Genomic DNA, 17,951 nt, shown 5'->3' with positions numbered 1-17,951 from the left:
AAGTTCAAAATTTCAGGGTTAGGTTATTTATAACTTAATCCTGTTTTCAAATATAGCTAAAAATTGATTTAGTATCACTCCCCAATTTCTGATTGGCATGGTCCATTTTTTAGTGCTTTCTCTCAAAGCTAAAAACACGGATTTCATAACTTCTTCATCGGTTGGAAACGAGAGTTTGTTTTTTGTGTATTTCCGTATCTTTCCATTTAGGTTTTCTATAAGATTTGTGGTGTAGATTATGGTTCTTATTTCAATAGGAAAATCAAAGAATACTGTAAGCTCATCCCAATTATTTTCCCAACTTTTAATGGCGTAAGAATATTTAGAATCCCATTTAGTTTTGAAGTCATTTAAAGCAGCTTTGGCAGCTTCTTTTGTAGGAGCAGTATAGATTTGCTTCATGTCACGAGTAAATTCCTTTTTGTCCTTCCAGACCACGTAACGACACGAATTTCTTATTTGATGCACAACACAAATTTGAGTCGTTGATTTCGGAAAAATAGTTTTAATAGTATCCGTAAATCCATTTAAATTATCGGTAGCTGTGATAAGTATATCTTGAGTTCCTCGAGCTTTAATATCGGTTAAAACACTCATCCAAAAGGCTGAAGATTCATTTTTACCTAACCATAATCCTAGGACTTCCTTTTTGCCATCTGTTCTCAGGCCTACTGCAATATAAATAGTCTTGTTTATGACTTTAGAGTTTTCCCTAACTTTAAATACGATGCCATCCATCCAAACAATTAGGTAAGTGGCCTCCAAAGGCCTGTTCCGCCAAGCAATAACATCTTCTGTAATCTTATCTGTAATCCTTGAAATAGTGGATGTAGAAATATTAAAATCGTACAGCTCACGTATTTGTTCTTCAATATCACTGTTACTCATGCCTTTGGCATAAAGCGATATAATAATATTTTCGATGCCTTCTGTTGTACTTTCTCTTTTCTTTACAATTAAAGGATTAAAAGAACTATCACGGTCTCGAGGAACTTGAATCTCTGTTTCTCCTAAAACGGATTTTAATTTCTTTTTAGTGTAACCATTTCGAAGGTTGGCTGCTTTACTTTTTTTGTGCTTATCGTAGTCTAAATGGGCATCTAGTTCCCCTTCTAGTAACTTCTCAATACCACGTTTGTGCAACTGTTCTAAAAAGGATGTTAGCTCTGGTGCATTCTTGAATTGTTTTAAAAAGTCTTCGTTTAATAAATCTTCTGGTTTCATAAGTGTGTAAAAAGTTAAAATTAATGAATAAAAAAAATCTCAGATTAATATTTAACCTGAGATTTTAAAACTTACACAGTTTATGAGATACTGCCCTATTTTTTTTCCTTTAGGTTGTGATTAACACAACCAACTTAACTAATAAACTTTAAAATTTAATAGGATTAATAGTAAACCTCTAAAACATCTGCATTTTCAGATTTTAAAGAAACCGCGTCTATCGATGCTGGTAGAAAAACAGTTTCTCCTTTAGAGATTTTATATGTTGTATTATTAAAAACCAACTCTAAACTTCCTTCAGCACAAATATAAATTACAAACGAATCTAATTCTGAATAATCTTTTTCCATTTCTCCCTTAACATTCATAATATTTGTTTTAAAATATGGTGAATGTACTAGTGTATTTGTTCCGTTTTCAGGTTTTGTATACGCAGTTTTATACGTATCGCTTACACTATAATCTATAACATCTACAGCCTGTTCTGTATGTAATTCTCTTGTTTTACCAGTTGTAGCATCTACACGTTCGTAATCATAAATACGGTAAGTAATATCTGAAGTCTGCTGAATTTCTGCTAAAAGCACACCTGCACCAATGGCATGAATACGTCCTGTTGGAATATAATACGTATCGCCAGGAGCTACAGTATCGTTATTTAACACATCTAAAATCTTTCCAGACTCTAGAGCTTCTACGTAAGATTTTTTATCGACTCGCTGATTAAACCCAACAATTAGTTCTGCATCTTTTTCGGCTTCCATAACATACCACATTTCGTTTTTACCAAACGAATTATGTCGTTCCTTAGCAATTTCATTACTAGGGTGTACTTGTATAGAAAGTGGTGTTTTGGCATCAATAAATTTAATTAATAACGGAAATTCTGTTCCGAATAATTCATACACCTTCTTACCAACAATGGCTTCTTTAAATTCTTCTATTAACGCGCTAAGTGTTTTTCCTGCAAGACTCCCTTCGCTTACCTGAGTTTCATCGCCTTTAACATCCGAAATCTCCCAAGATTCTCCAATACTGTCTTCTTGATACTCCTTATGTAAAACGGTTTTTAACTTTTCTCCTCCCCAAATTCTATATTTATATAGAGGCGTGAATTTTAATGGATATAGTGACATTTTATTATTTTATTACATACAAAAGGTTTCAAAATTTAATTTTGAAACCTTTTGAAATGAGTTAAATTCTTATTTATTAAAAGAAACTTCTAAAGGAGAGTTAATTTTCTCCGCAAATTCCTGAATATGCTTTTCCCAAGAGGCTTTCGTTGGATATTGCTTAGATTCTTTCCATGCAAATCCGGCGTAATATACCACTTTATTATCATTCACTTTAAGCTGTGTGTACAGATTACTACGATCTTTCATGTTAGTAACATAATAATCTGAAGAAATCATATCTGACTTAGCTGCAACAACGGCTGTCCCTAATTCCGAATCAAAGTATTCAGATTCCCAATACGAAATCCAACCTTCATCTACGTTTTCAGTAATAGTTCCTAAATTGTCGTGTAACGTTAAGCCTATAGATAATACATCTGTACCTTCAACATGAATTTCAAATCTTGAAAAATTATTTCCATAATCTAAAGAAATGTGCTTTTCTTCAGAAATCGTGTTTCCATTTGCATCCCAATCTGCATAATCTAAAACAAAACTCGTTCTTATAGGGCCATTGGTAATGGTTTTGTAATCTGTAAAGTTTTTAGAAATATAGTAAGACGTATCTACTTTTACAGCAGACCCTCCTACACCACGACTAGACCCTACGTGAAAATTATCTAAGCCTTCTCCATGATCAATATGATATGCACCTGGGTTTTTAGCATTCTTAGCATACCATTTATCAATAATAGGATAGTCTACTTTTTTTAACCAAGCATCAATTCCACTAGATAATGTTCCGCCAGGAATAGAATCTTCAATCATTTTTTGAGCTACTGGTCCATAAGTTCTAAACGCTACTTTATCGTTTTCCCATGTATAATCGTCTGTACGTTCTGGCACAAACCTAGAGTAACAGTGAACCACAGAATCGTGCTTGATTGTAACGTCTATTATAACCAATTCGAATTGTTTTTCTGAATTTGGGGCTAATTCTGGTTGAAATAATAACACATCTGCAGTACCATCTTGATCTTCATCTACAAACTGAGATGTTAACATCGATTTTGTTGCGACATCCTGAACACTAAAATCTTCAAAACGTTCACCTTCTTTTAATGTTACATCTGCTCTAGAGATTTCAATTGTTTCAAAACTACGAGGTAATTCTAAATTATTTTTTACTGTAATTAACGTACTTTCTTTTTCTTTAGAACCACAACTCACAAATAATGAAGCTGCAACAACACAAGAAAGTAATAAACCATTTTTCATATTAATCTTCGTTTGAAGGTTTTCCTATTGTGGCTAAAATACCACCATCGACATATACTACATGACCATTTACAAAGTTACTAGCTTTTGATGACAAAAACACCGCCGCACCTTGTAAATCTTCTGGATCTCCCCATCTTGCAGCAGGAGTTCTGCTAATAATGAAGTCGTTAAACGGATGACCATCTACACGAATTGGTGCTGTTTGCGATGTTGCAAAATAACCTGGTCCAATTCCATTGGTTTGAATATTAAACTTCGCCCATTCGGTAGCCATGTTTTTAGTTAACATTTTTAAACCACCTTTTGCAGCTGCGTATGCACTTACTGAATCACGTCCTAATTCACTCATCATTGAGCAAATATTAATAATTTTTCCTCCCCCTCTTTCTATCATACCTTTAACAACCGCTTTAGATACGATGAACGGAGAAATTAAATCGACATTAATTACAGCTGAAAAATCTTCAACCGACATATCAATCATTGGGATTCTTTTAATAATCCCTGCGTTATTAATTAAAATATCAATAGGTGCAACTTCTTCTTCTATTTGTTTTATACCCGCAATAACCTGAGCTTCGTCTGTAACATTAAACACATAACCATGTGCATCAATTCCGTCTGCTTTATATTCCTTTAGGGCATTATCTATCGCTGCTTGAGATAAATCGTTTACTACAATTGTAGCTCCAGCATTCGCTAAACCTTTAGCCATAGCCATCCCCAATCCGTGAACAGCTCCAGTAATTAATGCTGTTTTTCCTGTTAAATCGAATAAATTTGTTGACATTTTGTTATGTTTAATTTTATCTTAACTCAGTTATTTTTGCAACATCCATATCGTTGTAATCTAAATTCTCTCCTGCCATTCCCCAAATAAATGTGTAGTTTGAAGTTCCTGAACCTGAATGAATAGACCATGGTGGAGAAATTACAGCTTGATCGTTTTGCATCCAAATATGACGTGTTTCTGTAGGTTCACCCATAAAATGACACACGGCCTGATCCTGAGGAATATCTAAGTAATAATACACTTCCATTCTACGATCGTGAACGTGAGCCGGCATGGTATTCCAAACACTTCCTGTTTTTAATTCTGTCATTCCCATTTGTAATTGGCAAGTTGTTACAATGCCTCCAATAATCATTTGGTTTACCGTACGGTGATTGGCAGTTTCTAAAGACCCTAATTCTATTTTATTAGCTTCAGATTTACTTACTTTTTTAGTTGGAAAGTTGGTGTGTGCTGGTGCCGAGTTTAAATAGAATTTTGCTGGATTGCTAGCATCGTCGCTTGCAAACACTACATCCTTTACACCCATACCAACATATAAAGCATCTTTTAATCCCATATTATACGTTGTACCATCTACAGTTACAGTTCCGTTTCCCCCAACATTAATAATTCCTAATTCTCTACGCTCTAAGAAATAATCCGCTTTTAATGGATCTATAGTTTCTAAGGTTAAACCACTAGATGTGGGTACAGCCGAACCCGCAATATAACGGTCGTAATGTGTATAGGTTAAATTAACTTGTCCTTCTTGCATTAAATTATCAATTAGAAACTCGTCTCTTAATTCTTGTGTATCGTATTTTTTAACAGTTTGTGGACTTGACGCATAACGCGTTTCGAAATTCGTATTCATATCGTTTTGTTTAAATTATTATATCTTTCTTAATGGTAGCAATTGAATATTTTTTATTTTAACTGATAAACTTTAAAGTTATCGACTGTCATGTGGTTTTTAACTGTTCTAAATCCAAAATGACCAGAAGTATATGGTGCATCATCTTTAAAATCTACTAGTAACTGATCGTTTCTGTAATATTGAATAATTCCGTTATGAGCTATTATTTTTATATGATAAGGTGTGTTTGGCTCTAACATAAACTTAGTATCACTTAAATCGTGTTCTGGTAATAACGGACGACCTCCGTCTCCTGTATAACGTCTAAAGCGTGTGGTTTTGTTATCATTTCCACCAACTCCCATGTAGTAAAGTTGTAAACTATCGTAGTTAGAAAATTTACCGTCACGTTGCTTTGAATTTGCAAATAAGTTTGATGGATTTTCTGGATCGGTTGCCATCCAAAAGCAATTTAAATCGGATACACGGTCGTTAGGACCACCATCTTTAATTAAATTAACATCGTATTCAATCATAATAGATCCACTAAACGCTTCTTTTAACCAAACGGTACATCCAGCAACATCATCTATTTCTAATTTACTTTTATTGGTTTCTACGGTTCGTCCTTCAGATCCTTGTTCCACGTTCCATTGCTCCAAACCAGAATCAAAATTATCCTCGAAGATCAATTCTTTTTGCAACTCTTCGTTATGAATTTTAACAGTTTCCATTTTTTCTTCGCAAGAGGTAAATAAAAATCCTATTGCCAGAAGCAACACTCCAATGCTTGTTTTTCTCGTAATTCTAAACATTATCTTATTTGGTTTATTTTTAATTCGTTTGTTTTATTAGCACAACACTCCACGGTGTAATCTCTTGATTAATTTTTAACACCCCGTTTTTATCGGCTACGGCTTTATCTATTTTCATGGTATTTGCATAAGCTTTCATGGTCTTAATTTGCTCACGTGTTGGTGGCTCAGGTTTCCCCATAGATTCCCAATAATTATGAATATTACCATGATTTTTATCTAAAATTTCGATTTCGAATGTTGCTCCAGCTTTTAAGCCCGTTAAACTAAAGTCAAGTTTTTTATTTGTCCCTTGCTCTCTTTTATCTGCCCCTGCAGGCACTGCGTTTTCATATTCTTCTGGGTAATTATACGCCAATGCTACAATTTTACCATCGGTAGATTTTTTACTTACAAATAGATAATCATCTTTATAAATTTTCTGATCACCTAATTGATGTAACATACGGTACGCATGATAAGACGGCTTTACAAGACCTTGATAATTTATCATCCCGAAACCACCATGAAAAATACTTGATGCTCCTCCTTTTTCTTCGAAAATATCTGTAAACGTCCAGAAGGCAAGTGAATTTGTTAATCCAATACAATCTAAATTAGATCGTACAATATAGGCTGCAGATGGTAACCTGTCGTGCATAGCATCTCGACTACTCGGACTTGTGTTCCATTCTGTTAAGTGGATTTCGACATCTGGGTAAGCACTATTCTCTATGGTTTTATTCAACCATTCTAAATCTATTTTTAATGACTTTGCAAAACGTGTAAGTCCTCTTCCTTTTCCTGTTTCCGGATTAAAAGCATAATCTGTTGGGTATGGATGTGTACTTACAAAGTCAACTGGTAAGTTTTCTTCTTTACAATAATTAAGAAAATCTTCAATCCAAACACCTTTCCAATTTAAAACATTAATATCGTCTGCAGCAAATACAGCTTCAGACACTTTATCGTTAGTAACTTCTCCAGCAAAACGTTCGTCTGGAACAAAGTTACTTGTAGATGGGCCTCCTATTTTTAAACGCTTATCTACAGATTTTACTGCTATAGCAGATTGTTTGTACAATTCGAAATACTGCGATTTTGTGCCATCCCAAAACAATGGATATAAGTTTGGTTCGTTCCACACTTCGAAATACCACGTTAAGACTTCGTCAATTCCATAACGATCTACACAGTGTTGCGTAAAGGCCCTAACTAAATCGTGCCATTTATCGAACGAATCGTCTGCTGGAGTTATATTCGCTTTCCACCAAAATACAGTTTTAGAATCTTCAGCTGCCAAAGGTATTGGTAAAAATGCTAGTTCTACAAACGGTTTTACGTTCATATCTAGCAACCTATCAAATACATCGTCAATATATTGCCAATTGTAAACTAATTTTCCTCTTTCTTCAATTACAGGAAACATATCGTCATGAAAAATCCCATGAAAACGCACATATTCAAATCCGCAATTTTCCTGCACTTGTTGCATTTGCTCTAACCAACCTGCACGTAATGCTTCATTAGCTCGACCTGCGCCAACCATTTTACTCCAATAATGATCAAAATTCTCTCCGCCTTGATTTACATTAACCTCAACGTGTTCTTGCGCACTTAAATTTGCTGCAAAAAACAGAGAGACTATAAATACTGCGAGCGTATAAAATGATGTAGCTTTTTTCATTTAAAAATTAATTTTTTAAAACAATTGTATTGATTGATTTTGGTTGTACTTCTACCCCGAATGATTCGGTTTCTATTTTAAAATTTAAGGTTTGAGCTGTAGCTTCTGGGTTCTTAACTAAAACCATAACACGACCATCTTTTAATTTAAATGCCAGATGATTGTCTCCAGATGAAGATTTTAGATAATGATCTCCTGGTTGCACAAAGTGTGATAGGTGTTTAAATAAATAGAACTCGTCTGTATAGGTTACCTTTTTTGTATTTTTATCGATAATCACCATAGAGTTTTGTGGCCATCCCCAAGCACTTTTACCAGTTTGATCGAGCACCATATTCCAATACATATATGATCCCGATCCATTATTAAAGTAATGCACAAGATCTTTCCATGAACGTGCTACAGACGTCCAATCGTTTTCATGTTCACCGCATTTATTTTCGGTTTGCATCAACTTCATGTTTGGAAAAGTTTTATGCACCTCTGGAATGGCTTTAGCACCTCCCCATTGAAATCCGAGACCCTTAATATATTTAGAAGAATTTTCAGCTTCTAAAATTGTTTTCACATAATTAGGATCACCAGAATTCACGGTACCTAACCAAATTTCTGTATCTAAGTTATCGGCTTCAAACTGTGGCCCAAGAAAATCGTTAATAAAATACGCCATATCTTCTGATCTCCAGGTACAACTTGGCCAATTGGGTTGAAAAGCAATTTCGTTTTGAGGCATTACCGCGAATAACGGTACACCTGCATCAGCATAAGCCTGCACAAATTTTGAAAAGTATAAGGCATAAGCTTCTAAATACTGTTCTTGCATTTTAAAAGCTGTGGCATTATTAAGAATTTGATCTCCTGGACTCATTTTATTTCCTTCAATAGCATTTTCAAAATTGCCGCTTCTCATGGCATAATGCTCGTTGACTTTCATCCACGCTGGTGGAGACCATGGCGATGCCCATATTTGCAAATCAGGATTAACTTTTAATGCTTCTTTTATATATGGAATTAAAATATATTTATCTCTATCGATATTAAAATCGCGCATTTCGAAATCTTTTGCCACATCGTTACTAGAATAATAACTTAAGGCATAATCTGAAGCTCCTAAAGGAATTCTGCACATTGAAAAATTTGCACCCACTTCAGAAAACAAATCGTTAAACACTTGTTGCGACGCTTCTTTAGGTAGGGCACTTAAAGCATCCCAGCCTAATTCATTAAAAGCACCACCAATACCATCTATTTTTTGTAAAACACTTTCTGTATACACTGTAATATCTGGAGTAACATCTCCTTTATGTTTTTTTAAAAAACGCTTTGGTGTTTCCCATCTGCTTGTAGCTGTTGTCGATACTAATTCGACATTTTGAGCCCATAAACCACCAAAAACGAAAAACATAGTTCCGCTTAATACAGCTGTAAATTTTAGTTTATTAAAAGATAGTAGGTTCATGATTAGTATTAATATATTGAATTAACGTCTTATTCTTCTGTTGAAAACACAGCCGTTGGCAAACCTGCTGCATTATATAAATTTGCGCCTTCTGGATTCCCAGACCATGCATAACGTACAGCCGTTGGATGCTTCACTCCTTTACCCCAAACTTCTATAGTATTGTGCGACTTAATTTTTGCTTTTGCTGGTTTCCACTCGCCATCTTCGTCCTTAATTTCAAACCATTTTAAAGGTTCTTTTACAGGTACAGTCGCATCTAATAAATTTTTATGCCCTACTATTAAGCCTGTTCCAACTTCGTTAAATTCAATCTCGATTTTCTTTCCATTAACGGACTTCGATTTATATAATGGGCCGCTTACAGCATCTACTTTTACATTATAATCGTTTTGCAACGCCCAAAGTGCGAATCGTTTTCCTGCATCCATTTTATTATGCGGATGAACGTCTTTCGCTTCACCAATATCATACAGCACTGCCATACCTGTATTAGGCACTTTTAATGTTTGTCGTAATTGATTATTTACTAAAGCCCACCCAAGATTAGCCTCTTCACTTCCTCTTTGGCAAGCCGCTAATTGTGTAAAATAAAACGGAAAATCACCTTGATTCCATTCTGCTCTCCAGCTATTTATTAGTGTCGTTAAATAATACTCATATTCGTCTGCCATATATACTGCATTACTCTCACCTTGATACCAAATGGCGCCTTTAATTTTAAATGGAAGAATACTTGAAATCATACTATTATGTAAAGTTGCAGGTAACTGCATATCGTCTTTTGGATTTTTAGTTGGTTTTGGTGCTCTCCCTTTTTTGCCATTGTCTTCCCAAGCCTTCATCTTACTTTCATACTCCGTATCTACATAATCATCGGCCTCCATAATAGCTATCTCTTTTTGCGATTGCTTTCTACTCGCTTCAAAATAATCTTTCATGTTTTTGTCTTCCAAATACGTAGATTCAGAAATCCAAGGTTGCACACGTGTACCACCCCAAGAGCATTCTAACAACCCTATTGGCACATCTACATGTTTACGGATTTCTTTTGCGAAATAATATCCTGTAGCTGTTATTTTTTTAATTTGATCTGGATTCACACTCCTCCAATCGGCTTCAAAATTTGTTTGCTTTTCGAATAACGAAATAGATTGTGGTACTTCGATATGGCGAATCCAATTATCGTTAGCTGTTGCCACCTCGTTTCTCATATATTCTACTAAAGGCTGATATTGTGGTTCTCTAGAATCTTTTAGAAACTTAGACATATCAAAGTCCATATTAGATTGTCCTGTACACAACCAAACATCGCCAGAAAGTACATCGTTAATCTCGATTCTATTTTTTGAAAATACAGTAATCTTATGAGGTCCTCCTGCTTCTGGTGTTTGAAGATCTGCGCGCCAAGTACCATCCGTATTCGTGATTACTTGAGCTGACACTCCCCAGCTGGTTTCAATAGTAATAATTTCATTGGTATCTGCCCAGCCCCAAATAGGAATTATGGTTTCTCGCTGAATCACCATATGATCCGAAAAAAGAGCATGTAATTTTACGTCGGCTAAAATATATTGGGGGAAACTTAATACTATTACCGCCAATAACAACTGCCACTTTTTCATTTTATATATACTAATTTGCATGTTCATTTCGCTAAAAATTACTTCTTTTATTGGGTTGAAAAATGAAATTTCACCACAGCTAATGTTGTTAAATAATGGTTATCTCATTTGCTATTGTAATATTATTACTTCATTCTTAAAAACGATATAAATTATAATTCTTTGACTCTAACTTATAGCTCATTTTAATTACACGAAGCTTTTAAACCCTTTAATAACCATAACTCGTCCAATTTTGATTCTCAAACCTCATTTTTAAGACTCCTTTTTTTAAAATGATTTTTAAGTAGTACAAACGGTTAAACACAACTTCAATTTTTCAATATTCAAAGCCGCATTCTTTTTAGTGAAATAAGAAAAATAATATCTTTTACATTGTGAACTTTACATTATAGCTTATACATGTTTTTACGCTAATTTTTAATTTGATTGGAATAATTGAAAACTCAGACTTCCTGTAATTTTGACTCCAGATGAACGCAATTAACCATGTTCATTATTAAGTATTAATCAAAAAAATTAAATTATGAAAACGTACACAGATAATATTGGGAAAAAACTAAACGCATTATTAGAAAAAACCTATGATGCAGAAAAAGGGTTTTCTAAAGCAGCAGAACACGTTAAAGAAACTCCTTATAAGAATTACTTTAAAAGAAAATCTCAAGAGCGTTTAACTTTCGGACATGAATTAAAACAAGAATTAGCCGCTTACGGACAAGAGATAGATAAAGGTGGAAGTTTTACAGGGCAAGCCCACAGAACATGGATGGATATAAAATCGTTATTTACATCGGATAATGAAGATGCCATGCTTGAAGAAGCTATACGTGGCGAAAAAGCCGCTTTAGAAGAATATCAAGATATTATTAACGAAACGGAACTACCATTAAGTACAAAAAACATTTTGGAATCTCAGAAGCACACTATTGAAAGTGGATTAGAAAAAATTAAAACAGCTTCAGACATTAGATCTTAAACTTATTAAAATACAAAATGTATAAACATTAATCGACCTTAATTCTAGTAAGAATTAAGGTCGATTTTTTATAATAATTAGATTTCATTTAATAAAGAACTGAACATGATGTGTTCTGTTCTTTAAACTATGTATTATACTAGTTCTTAATCAGTTTTTTAGTAGATAATACCCCATTGTTATTTACACGTACAAAATAGATGCCGTTGTTAAACTGACTAACATCTACAGCTTCCTTGTTATTTTCTATGTGTTTCTGAAGGACTAATTTCCCCATAACATCATAAATAGTCATGTTTGCACCTGCAGCTTTAGAAATGGTAAACTGATCTGTTACAGGATTCGGATATAACGCCACTACTCTTTCATTAGTATCAATACTTAAAGATTCATCGTAATATTCTATCACCAATTGAGGTGGTAAATTATCTTCGAATTCTTTACTATACCAATCTATACCAATTCCACTATTAGCAGGATCTTTTACAGCCATAGAAATGATTTTATCGTCGTTAAATTCTTGAGCTACATAAGACGATGCATCCCATTCACTCCAAGTTGATGCAATAGTCGTTACGCTAGAGCGTTCATTCTCGAAACTTGGTTTGTTATTCCAGGTGATTTCAGATTCTACCCAACTGTCATCTTCCACATCATAAATCACACGAATATCCTCGTATCGTGTACGTTGATACATTCTTAATTTTGCAGAAACAATAGGACCTGGCACTGCACTTAAATCAAATTTTAAATACACATAACGCGCATCCACTTTGGTTACCATGCTTGTTACAGCTCCAAAATTATCATTTGCTTTTCCTTCGTGTACATAGGCGTCTGCATCTACAATTACATTCATAGTCCCACCAATCTGGCTTACTACGTTTAATTCTTGAGTTACTTCTGGAGCAGGATTAAACACATCATTGCCTTCTTGAATAGCCGAGATTGTAGTCGTTCCGACACCTACAAGTTGAACTTTACCATCTACAATTGTTGCTACAGATTCATTAGAACTTGTATAACTTACAGCTAAATTTGAACTAGAAGTTGCCATAGGATCGAAATCTTCGCTTCCTACAACTTTATACGGTAACGTGAAGAATTGAATCTCTTGATTTTCCTTTACCGTACCGGTTTGAGTGATTGTAAAATGATCTAATTTAAAAGCTTCTGAAGTACCTCCAAATGAAATTTTCAGACTTTGCACGCCTTTTTCAAGTAAGATGTCTTCTGCAACTGTAAATGACTTCCAATCTGAATCTCCTGTAGAATTTGGCGATCCAAACGGCATTACAATAGCGTCTGTTTTATCTTCACCTCCAAAAGTTAATTTCATAGTTCCGTCTGCTTGACTCGCGGCATAATTTACAGCAACACTGTACAATCCAGTCTCAGGAACAGAAATGGTATAGGTTAACCATTCGCCCGACTCTATGCTTGTAACACTAAAATTATCATCTCCCAATTCTTCTACATCTACACCATCAAATGTTCTATATGCACCTCCAGTATTTGTAGCACTAAGATCATGATATACTCTACCTTCTCCTTTTTTAATAGGATCATAATCGAAATTTTCAGCTTCAATAGGATTTGAAATATCATGCATAGCATACATAGGTAAACCTGAAGCATCAAAACCAACTATAGGATCTCCGTAGCATAACATTGGTCGTCGTGCTGTTAAAGCTCCCCAACCTAAAGCATCGTTGGTCCATCCTGCGGCCTCGTAACTCGATAATTCGATGGCTTTATCTCTTGCACGCGTAATCCATTTTACGTCCTCTTCGGTTTTAAATCCACGTCCGTAATAATGCGCTACCGGCATTTCGAAAACTGGGCGTACCCCTGGAAAATCACCAGCTCCATCTGGACTAATCGCTTTAGAATACCAGCGTCCTGTTCTATCGAATCCTTCTCTAAATTCTCCCGAGCTTACCGTTGGCACCCATGGTGTAGTCTGATCGTCGTACGACTCTATTGCAGATACATTATACTTCATATTATATTCTAACCCAAGTAACAATCTGTCGTTAGTAAAACTATACAAATCATCGCCTTGATTCCATGCCATTTCTGCCATAGATGTTAATAAGCCCATACCAAACATGGTGTGTTGCTGATCGCGTGAACTTTCTTGACACTGACCATTATCCCATATATAGTTTGTCATTACTTCATTATAGCCATAATCTTCTTCATCATAACCTCTTGTTATACTATATGTATCTGCATAATCATTAGATGACGTTACTGCATTACTAGTATTAGGTCCTGCAGGATAAGGTAAATCGTCTGCACGGTGAGGTAGTCCTTGCACATAGCGTAGTGCACGATCGTACATAATCTCATTATCTAAAAATATTCCCATAGCTAAGATGGTTCTCCATCCCGATAAACCCTGGTTTCCATGACGCACAGGATCTCCTAAATACGAACTCCAATAAAATGTAGTATTGCTTCTTATATCGTCTGGTACTGTGGTTGTAGAATATCCTGGATACACCAACATGTCTTTAAACGCTTGCACATCGCTTTCGCTCCATCCAGAATAGGTGCTATTAATAATTTCGGCGGCTTCAATCATAATGTAGGCAATACCTCCACTTAATGCTTCTGTTCCTCCACTGGTAACAGAAGTTAGATTAGACCAAGCTTTAAAAATTTCTACGGCTTTATCGGCATGTCTACTATCGCCTTCTATATACCATCTTAAAGCATTATAGTAGGCCGCACGAATATCGCTATTCCATGCGCCATAATTCACTCCTGAATCTCTTCCTAATTCCGTAAATGAAGGATCTCCTTGCACGACATAATCGTAACTCGATTTTGAATCAATAACCATTTCTTGGTAAGATGTATACCAAGGATCTACTTGGGCCCTTACCATGTCTTTCATTCTGTCTAAGTCGGATTTCTTATGCGTAATTCCGGGATGCACAAATTGTGCTTGCACAGTATATACGCCTAAAAACAGAAGGAGTATACAACAAAGTTTTTTCTTAAAAAAAGATGGATTGGTTATGTCCAGTCTAATAAAGTTTTTTCTCATAATACTTAAGTTAATTTGTTAAAAAATGAATGACTTACAACTATTGTAAGACATTTTAGGTTTAATACAACTCATTATGGTTTCTAAAATTTACGATGAGTTGTATGAATATCTTTATGTTGAAATGAGCAGGGTTTAATACTTAATCATTTTGAATGTTTTAAATTGAAAATTTGATAGGTTAACACTATCTATCTCGCTATTAGCGGCTACATTGTTTATGGCTATTTAAACACACGCTTAAAAGTGTAATAATTTCTCATATATGGTAGTTTACTATTAGTTAAAGACTGCTATTAAAATGGTTCTAATTTTAAGACTTGAAACATCAATTAAAACAAGTAACCTATTGATATAGAATACTTATCGCAATGTAATATTATCATAATATGAGTAGAATGATTATAAATTATAGTTCTTTAGATATAACTTATAAGTCATTTTAGAGAATAATGCCTTTTTACTATTTTATTAATATCAATATTTTATTATTAATAATTTACACGACAATCCAAATTCGTATTACACAAAAAAAAGCAGCAATCGGCTTACAAACAATTTACTGCTTTCTTATTCTTAAAAAATTTAATTCTAACTACTAAAAACTTATTGTTTTAAAATACGTTGAGTAAACTCACTCACTCCACTTTTAACTTTAATTAAATACAGTCCCGTAGCTAAACTAGACACATCTATATTAGTCTCTGTAGTACTTACGCTTTTATACAATAAAACTCTACCGTTTAAATCAAATACCGTAATATCAAATTCTCTTATTTGACTATTTTTTATAAAAATGATATCGTTTACCGGATTTGGATAGATACTAAAACCTAAATCTTTTTCTACTTTATCGACACTTAAGGTTCCTTGAGCTATGTTAAAGTTAGTCCACACAGCTGCAGCCTCATAAAGTGTTTCTGTACCTGTTGGTACAAATAAGTTTATATCACTTAAGGTTAAACCATTAAATAAGTTATTAACTGTCGCATCTGCAATATCATCAGAAGTCGTCCAATTAACTTGCATTTCTGTTATGCCAGTACATCCTCTAAAAGCGGCAACACCCATAGTTGTTACTGTACTAGGAATATTAATTGAGGTTACTGATTTACAATCTCTAATCATTTGGTCTGGAATAACTGTCCATTCACTAGGTATAGTAAAAGATGTAATACCTGTACCTCTAAGGGTTCCCACTCCTAAAGTTAAAGTTCCAGGAACAACTACAGAAGTGATCGATGCACAATTAATAAAGGTATAATTCCCCATACTTACTGCGTTCGTTAAATCTAAAGGCGCTAATGCTAAAGAGGAACAATTGCTAAAACTATTGTTTCCGTAGGTTTCTATATTCGCCAGATTAATAGTGCCTAAATTACTACAATCACCAAATGCAGTTGATTCTATTATTGTTACTGTATTTGGAAGTGTTACACTTGTAATAGTTGTGTTACCGTTGAAAGCATTTTCACCAACAGCCACAACATTATATGAAACCGAATTATTTGTCGCAGTCTCAGGTATCTCTGCATTTGCAATTTCTTGACCAGAAACAAAGCCTGTAACTTGACATTCATTAGGAGTAGTTCCTAATATATTATAGGTAAACACACCATCGTCAAAATTCTGGTCTTCTATACCTCCTTCTGCGTTAATAGTGTTTCCTGTACTATTATTAATAACGCTACCTGTTGTATTAATTGTACTCCCTGTTGTTGTTGGAAGAATTTCTACGGGCATATCTGTAGTATTATCTAACGTAATTCCTACCGTAGTATCTGCACCAAGTGGAGAGAATGGATTGGCTCCAGATGGTCTTATAGCTCCTAAAATAATTTTATGCTCCTCTGTTCTAGTGTTATCTCCCCATTTTGTAAATGTTACTTTATTATTAGAGCCTGCAATAGTTGCAAGAGCATGTAACGTAGTAGTAGGTAATGAAGGCATTAATTCTAATTCGACTTCAGAATCATCTCCACTTAAATATAACAATGGTCCATTTACTGCATCACCACGGCTATTCTTAATAGTTACATTCTGAACATTGTAACCTGCTTCACAACCTGTAGCTTCACAATTTTCAAGTAATATGGTACCACCAACTTCTGTAGCAAAACCAATACGCGTATTTTTAGCTACACAATTTATAAACGTAATATCTCCTGTGGTATGACCATCTACTCCGCCGCTACCATAAGTACGATAACCACCTTCACTTAACGATTTGGTATACCCTGGAGTTATAACTTTATCCCCATTGTAATTACCATAAACCGCCGCAAAGTCATTATCGAAAGCAGGTCCCGAAGTTTCAGCTAACATCTCATCTGTTGTTCTTGTAAGTGCTTCTGCATAACAATCTTGAAAAAGTACATTTCTTCCTCCTTGAATAAAAAATAGATGTCCGAATGTCTCTGAATAAATAGAGCAACGAAGAATATTGATATTTAAGCCTTCAACAAGTAAACCACTATGCTTTCTTAATGTGACTAAATTACCATCTCCTTTACCCAATAAGTCACCATAACCATACGGATAAGACCCTCTAGTATTTATTGTAACATCCTCGATGGTATTGTTTTCACCTGCCACAGTAACAGATTGCATTCCTGGGCTTGAAGGTGCAGCATCTCCAATATCGCTGATGGTTAAACCTTTAATATTAATATTATTTCCTGTTACATAAAATTCTATACAACGAGAACCATAATCATTTAAAAGCTCTGTATTTACCTCAATAGTAACGCCTGTTAAATCAAACGTATTATTATTTCCGCTAAATAATATCATACTATGCCGTCCATTGGCATCTGGAATAGAATTACTAATTACTGTAGGAGTTAGGTAATCTTCCATTTTATATACTCCTTCTTCCATCGTAACAATTTGATCTGAATTAGCTGCTGCTTCGGCAAGATCAGCAACACTAGACACAGTTACTGCTATTTGTGCAGAAATATTAGCCGAAGCCAATACAAACGATAAAGCAAAAAACATGTTTTTAAACGTAAACATCGTTTTATTTAAATCAATCTGGGGTAATAATTTTCTCATAATTATTTTGGTTTATAGTTATAACACTAAAGTGACAA

12 protein-coding genes are annotated in these 17,951 nt (G+C 34.5%); 1 reads left to right on the top strand and 11 read right to left on the bottom strand.

The annotated features are described in order from the left end of the window. Nucleotides 1-27 precede the first annotated feature (27 nt). From BN863_RS05335 to BN863_RS05295, 9 genes are all read right to left on the bottom strand, one after another. On the bottom strand, nucleotides 28-1,224 hold the full coding sequence (locus tag BN863_RS05335; RefSeq protein ID WP_038528232.1) for an IS256 family transposase: 1,197 nt from the start codon (nucleotides 1,222-1,224) through the stop codon (nucleotides 28-30). A 164-nt stretch (nucleotides 1,225-1,388) separates the two neighbouring features. Continuing rightward, entirely contained in the window at nucleotides 1,389-2,360 is a 972-nt protein-coding gene (locus BN863_RS05330) for a type I phosphomannose isomerase catalytic subunit (protein ID WP_038528230.1), read from the bottom strand. A gap of 69 nt (nucleotides 2,361-2,429) precedes the next feature. Further along, nucleotides 2,430-3,620: a DUF4861 domain-containing protein gene (locus BN863_RS05325; RefSeq protein WP_038528228.1), complete on the bottom strand. Its 1,191-nt coding sequence runs from the start codon at nucleotides 3,618-3,620 to the stop codon at nucleotides 2,430-2,432. 1 nt (nucleotide 3,621) lies between these two features. Beyond that, nucleotides 3,622-4,413, bottom strand: coding sequence for a gluconate 5-dehydrogenase (locus tag BN863_RS05320; protein WP_038528225.1), 792 nt, complete (start codon nucleotides 4,411-4,413; stop codon nucleotides 3,622-3,624). Between the two features lie 16 nt (nucleotides 4,414-4,429). Then, nucleotides 4,430-5,272, bottom strand: a complete 843-nt coding sequence (gene kduI, locus BN863_RS05315) for a 5-dehydro-4-deoxy-D-glucuronate isomerase (protein ID WP_038528223.1) — start codon at nucleotides 5,270-5,272, stop codon at nucleotides 4,430-4,432. Between the two features lie 53 nt (nucleotides 5,273-5,325). Next, nucleotides 5,326-6,069 carry a DUF6250 domain-containing protein gene (locus tag BN863_RS05310; protein ID WP_051774545.1) on the bottom strand — a complete coding sequence of 248 codons (744 nt, stop codon included), beginning with the start codon at nucleotides 6,067-6,069 and terminating at the stop codon, nucleotides 5,326-5,328. Between the two features lie 19 nt (nucleotides 6,070-6,088). Beyond that, the gene (locus BN863_RS05305) at nucleotides 6,089-7,735 is read right to left on the bottom strand and encodes a GH39 family glycosyl hydrolase (RefSeq protein WP_084817477.1); all 1,647 of its coding nucleotides are present in this window, start codon (nucleotides 7,733-7,735) and stop codon (nucleotides 6,089-6,091) included. Nucleotides 7,736-7,742: 7 nt separating this feature from the next. Continuing rightward, a complete protein-coding gene (locus BN863_RS05300; RefSeq protein WP_084817476.1) occupies nucleotides 7,743-9,194 on the bottom strand; it encodes a glycoside hydrolase family 30 protein in 1,452 nt (483 codons plus the stop codon). A 29-nt stretch (nucleotides 9,195-9,223) separates the two neighbouring features. Further along, nucleotides 9,224-10,840 (bottom strand): sialate O-acetylesterase, encoded by a 1,617-nt coding sequence (locus BN863_RS05295; RefSeq protein ID WP_158408968.1) that lies wholly within the window; start codon nucleotides 10,838-10,840, stop codon nucleotides 9,224-9,226. A gap of 505 nt (nucleotides 10,841-11,345) precedes the next feature. On the opposite strand from BN863_RS05295, the gene BN863_RS05290 reads away from it, so the two are divergent. Beyond that, nucleotides 11,346-11,798 carry a ferritin-like domain-containing protein gene (locus BN863_RS05290; RefSeq protein WP_038528220.1) on the top strand — a complete coding sequence of 151 codons (453 nt, stop codon included), beginning with the start codon at nucleotides 11,346-11,348 and terminating at the stop codon, nucleotides 11,796-11,798. Nucleotides 11,799-11,937: 139 nt separating this feature from the next. On the opposite strand, the gene BN863_RS17940 is transcribed toward BN863_RS05290, so the two are convergent. Together BN863_RS17940 and BN863_RS17935 are read right to left on the bottom strand one after the other, a co-directional pair. After that, nucleotides 11,938-14,856, bottom strand: coding sequence for a CBM96 family carbohydrate-binding protein (locus BN863_RS17940; protein ID WP_084817474.1), 2,919 nt, complete (start codon nucleotides 14,854-14,856; stop codon nucleotides 11,938-11,940). A gap of 606 nt (nucleotides 14,857-15,462) precedes the next feature. Further along, entirely contained in the window at nucleotides 15,463-17,913 is a 2,451-nt protein-coding gene (locus BN863_RS17935; RefSeq protein WP_051774538.1) for a leucine-rich repeat domain-containing protein, read from the bottom strand. Between the last annotated feature and the right edge of the window lie 38 nt (nucleotides 17,914-17,951).

Source organism: Formosa agariphila KMM 3901 (assembly GCF_000723205.1).
In the GTDB taxonomy this organism is placed as follows: domain Bacteria; phylum Bacteroidota; class Bacteroidia; order Flavobacteriales; family Flavobacteriaceae; genus Formosa; species Formosa agariphila.
The sequence above is the reverse complement of the archived record's forward strand: the minus strand, read 5'-3'. Positions and strand labels throughout refer to the sequence as shown.

Excerpts from the sequence above, each read along its gene's own strand:
- BN863_RS05335 (WP_038528232.1), bottom strand. The coding sequence starts at position 1,224 with ATGAAACCAGAAGATTTATTAAACGAAGACTTTTTAAAACAATTCAAG.
- BN863_RS05330 (WP_038528230.1), bottom strand. The coding sequence starts at position 2,360 with ATGTCACTATATCCATTAAAATTCACGCCTCTATATAAATATAGAATT.
- BN863_RS05325 (WP_038528228.1), bottom strand. The coding sequence starts at position 3,620 with ATGAAAAATGGTTTATTACTTTCTTGTGTTGTTGCAGCTTCATTATTT.
- BN863_RS05320 (WP_038528225.1), bottom strand. The coding sequence starts at position 4,413 with ATGTCAACAAATTTATTCGATTTAACAGGAAAAACAGCATTAATTACT.
- kduI (WP_038528223.1), bottom strand. The coding sequence starts at position 5,272 with ATGAATACGAATTTCGAAACGCGTTATGCGTCAAGTCCACAAACTGTT.
- BN863_RS05310 (WP_051774545.1), bottom strand. The coding sequence starts at position 6,069 with ATGTTTAGAATTACGAGAAAAACAAGCATTGGAGTGTTGCTTCTGGCA.
- BN863_RS05305 (WP_084817477.1), bottom strand. The coding sequence starts at position 7,735 with ATGAAAAAAGCTACATCATTTTATACGCTCGCAGTATTTATAGTCTCT.
- BN863_RS05300 (WP_084817476.1), bottom strand. The coding sequence starts at position 9,194 with ATGAACCTACTATCTTTTAATAAACTAAAATTTACAGCTGTATTAAGC.
- BN863_RS05295 (WP_158408968.1), bottom strand. The coding sequence starts at position 10,840 with ATGCAAATTAGTATATATAAAATGAAAAAGTGGCAGTTGTTATTGGCG.
- BN863_RS05290 (WP_038528220.1), top strand. The coding sequence starts at position 11,346 with ATGAAAACGTACACAGATAATATTGGGAAAAAACTAAACGCATTATTA.
- BN863_RS17940 (WP_084817474.1), bottom strand. The coding sequence starts at position 14,856 with ATGAGAAAAAACTTTATTAGACTGGACATAACCAATCCATCTTTTTTT.
- BN863_RS17935 (WP_051774538.1), bottom strand. The coding sequence starts at position 17,913 with ATGAGAAAATTATTACCCCAGATTGATTTAAATAAAACGATGTTTACG.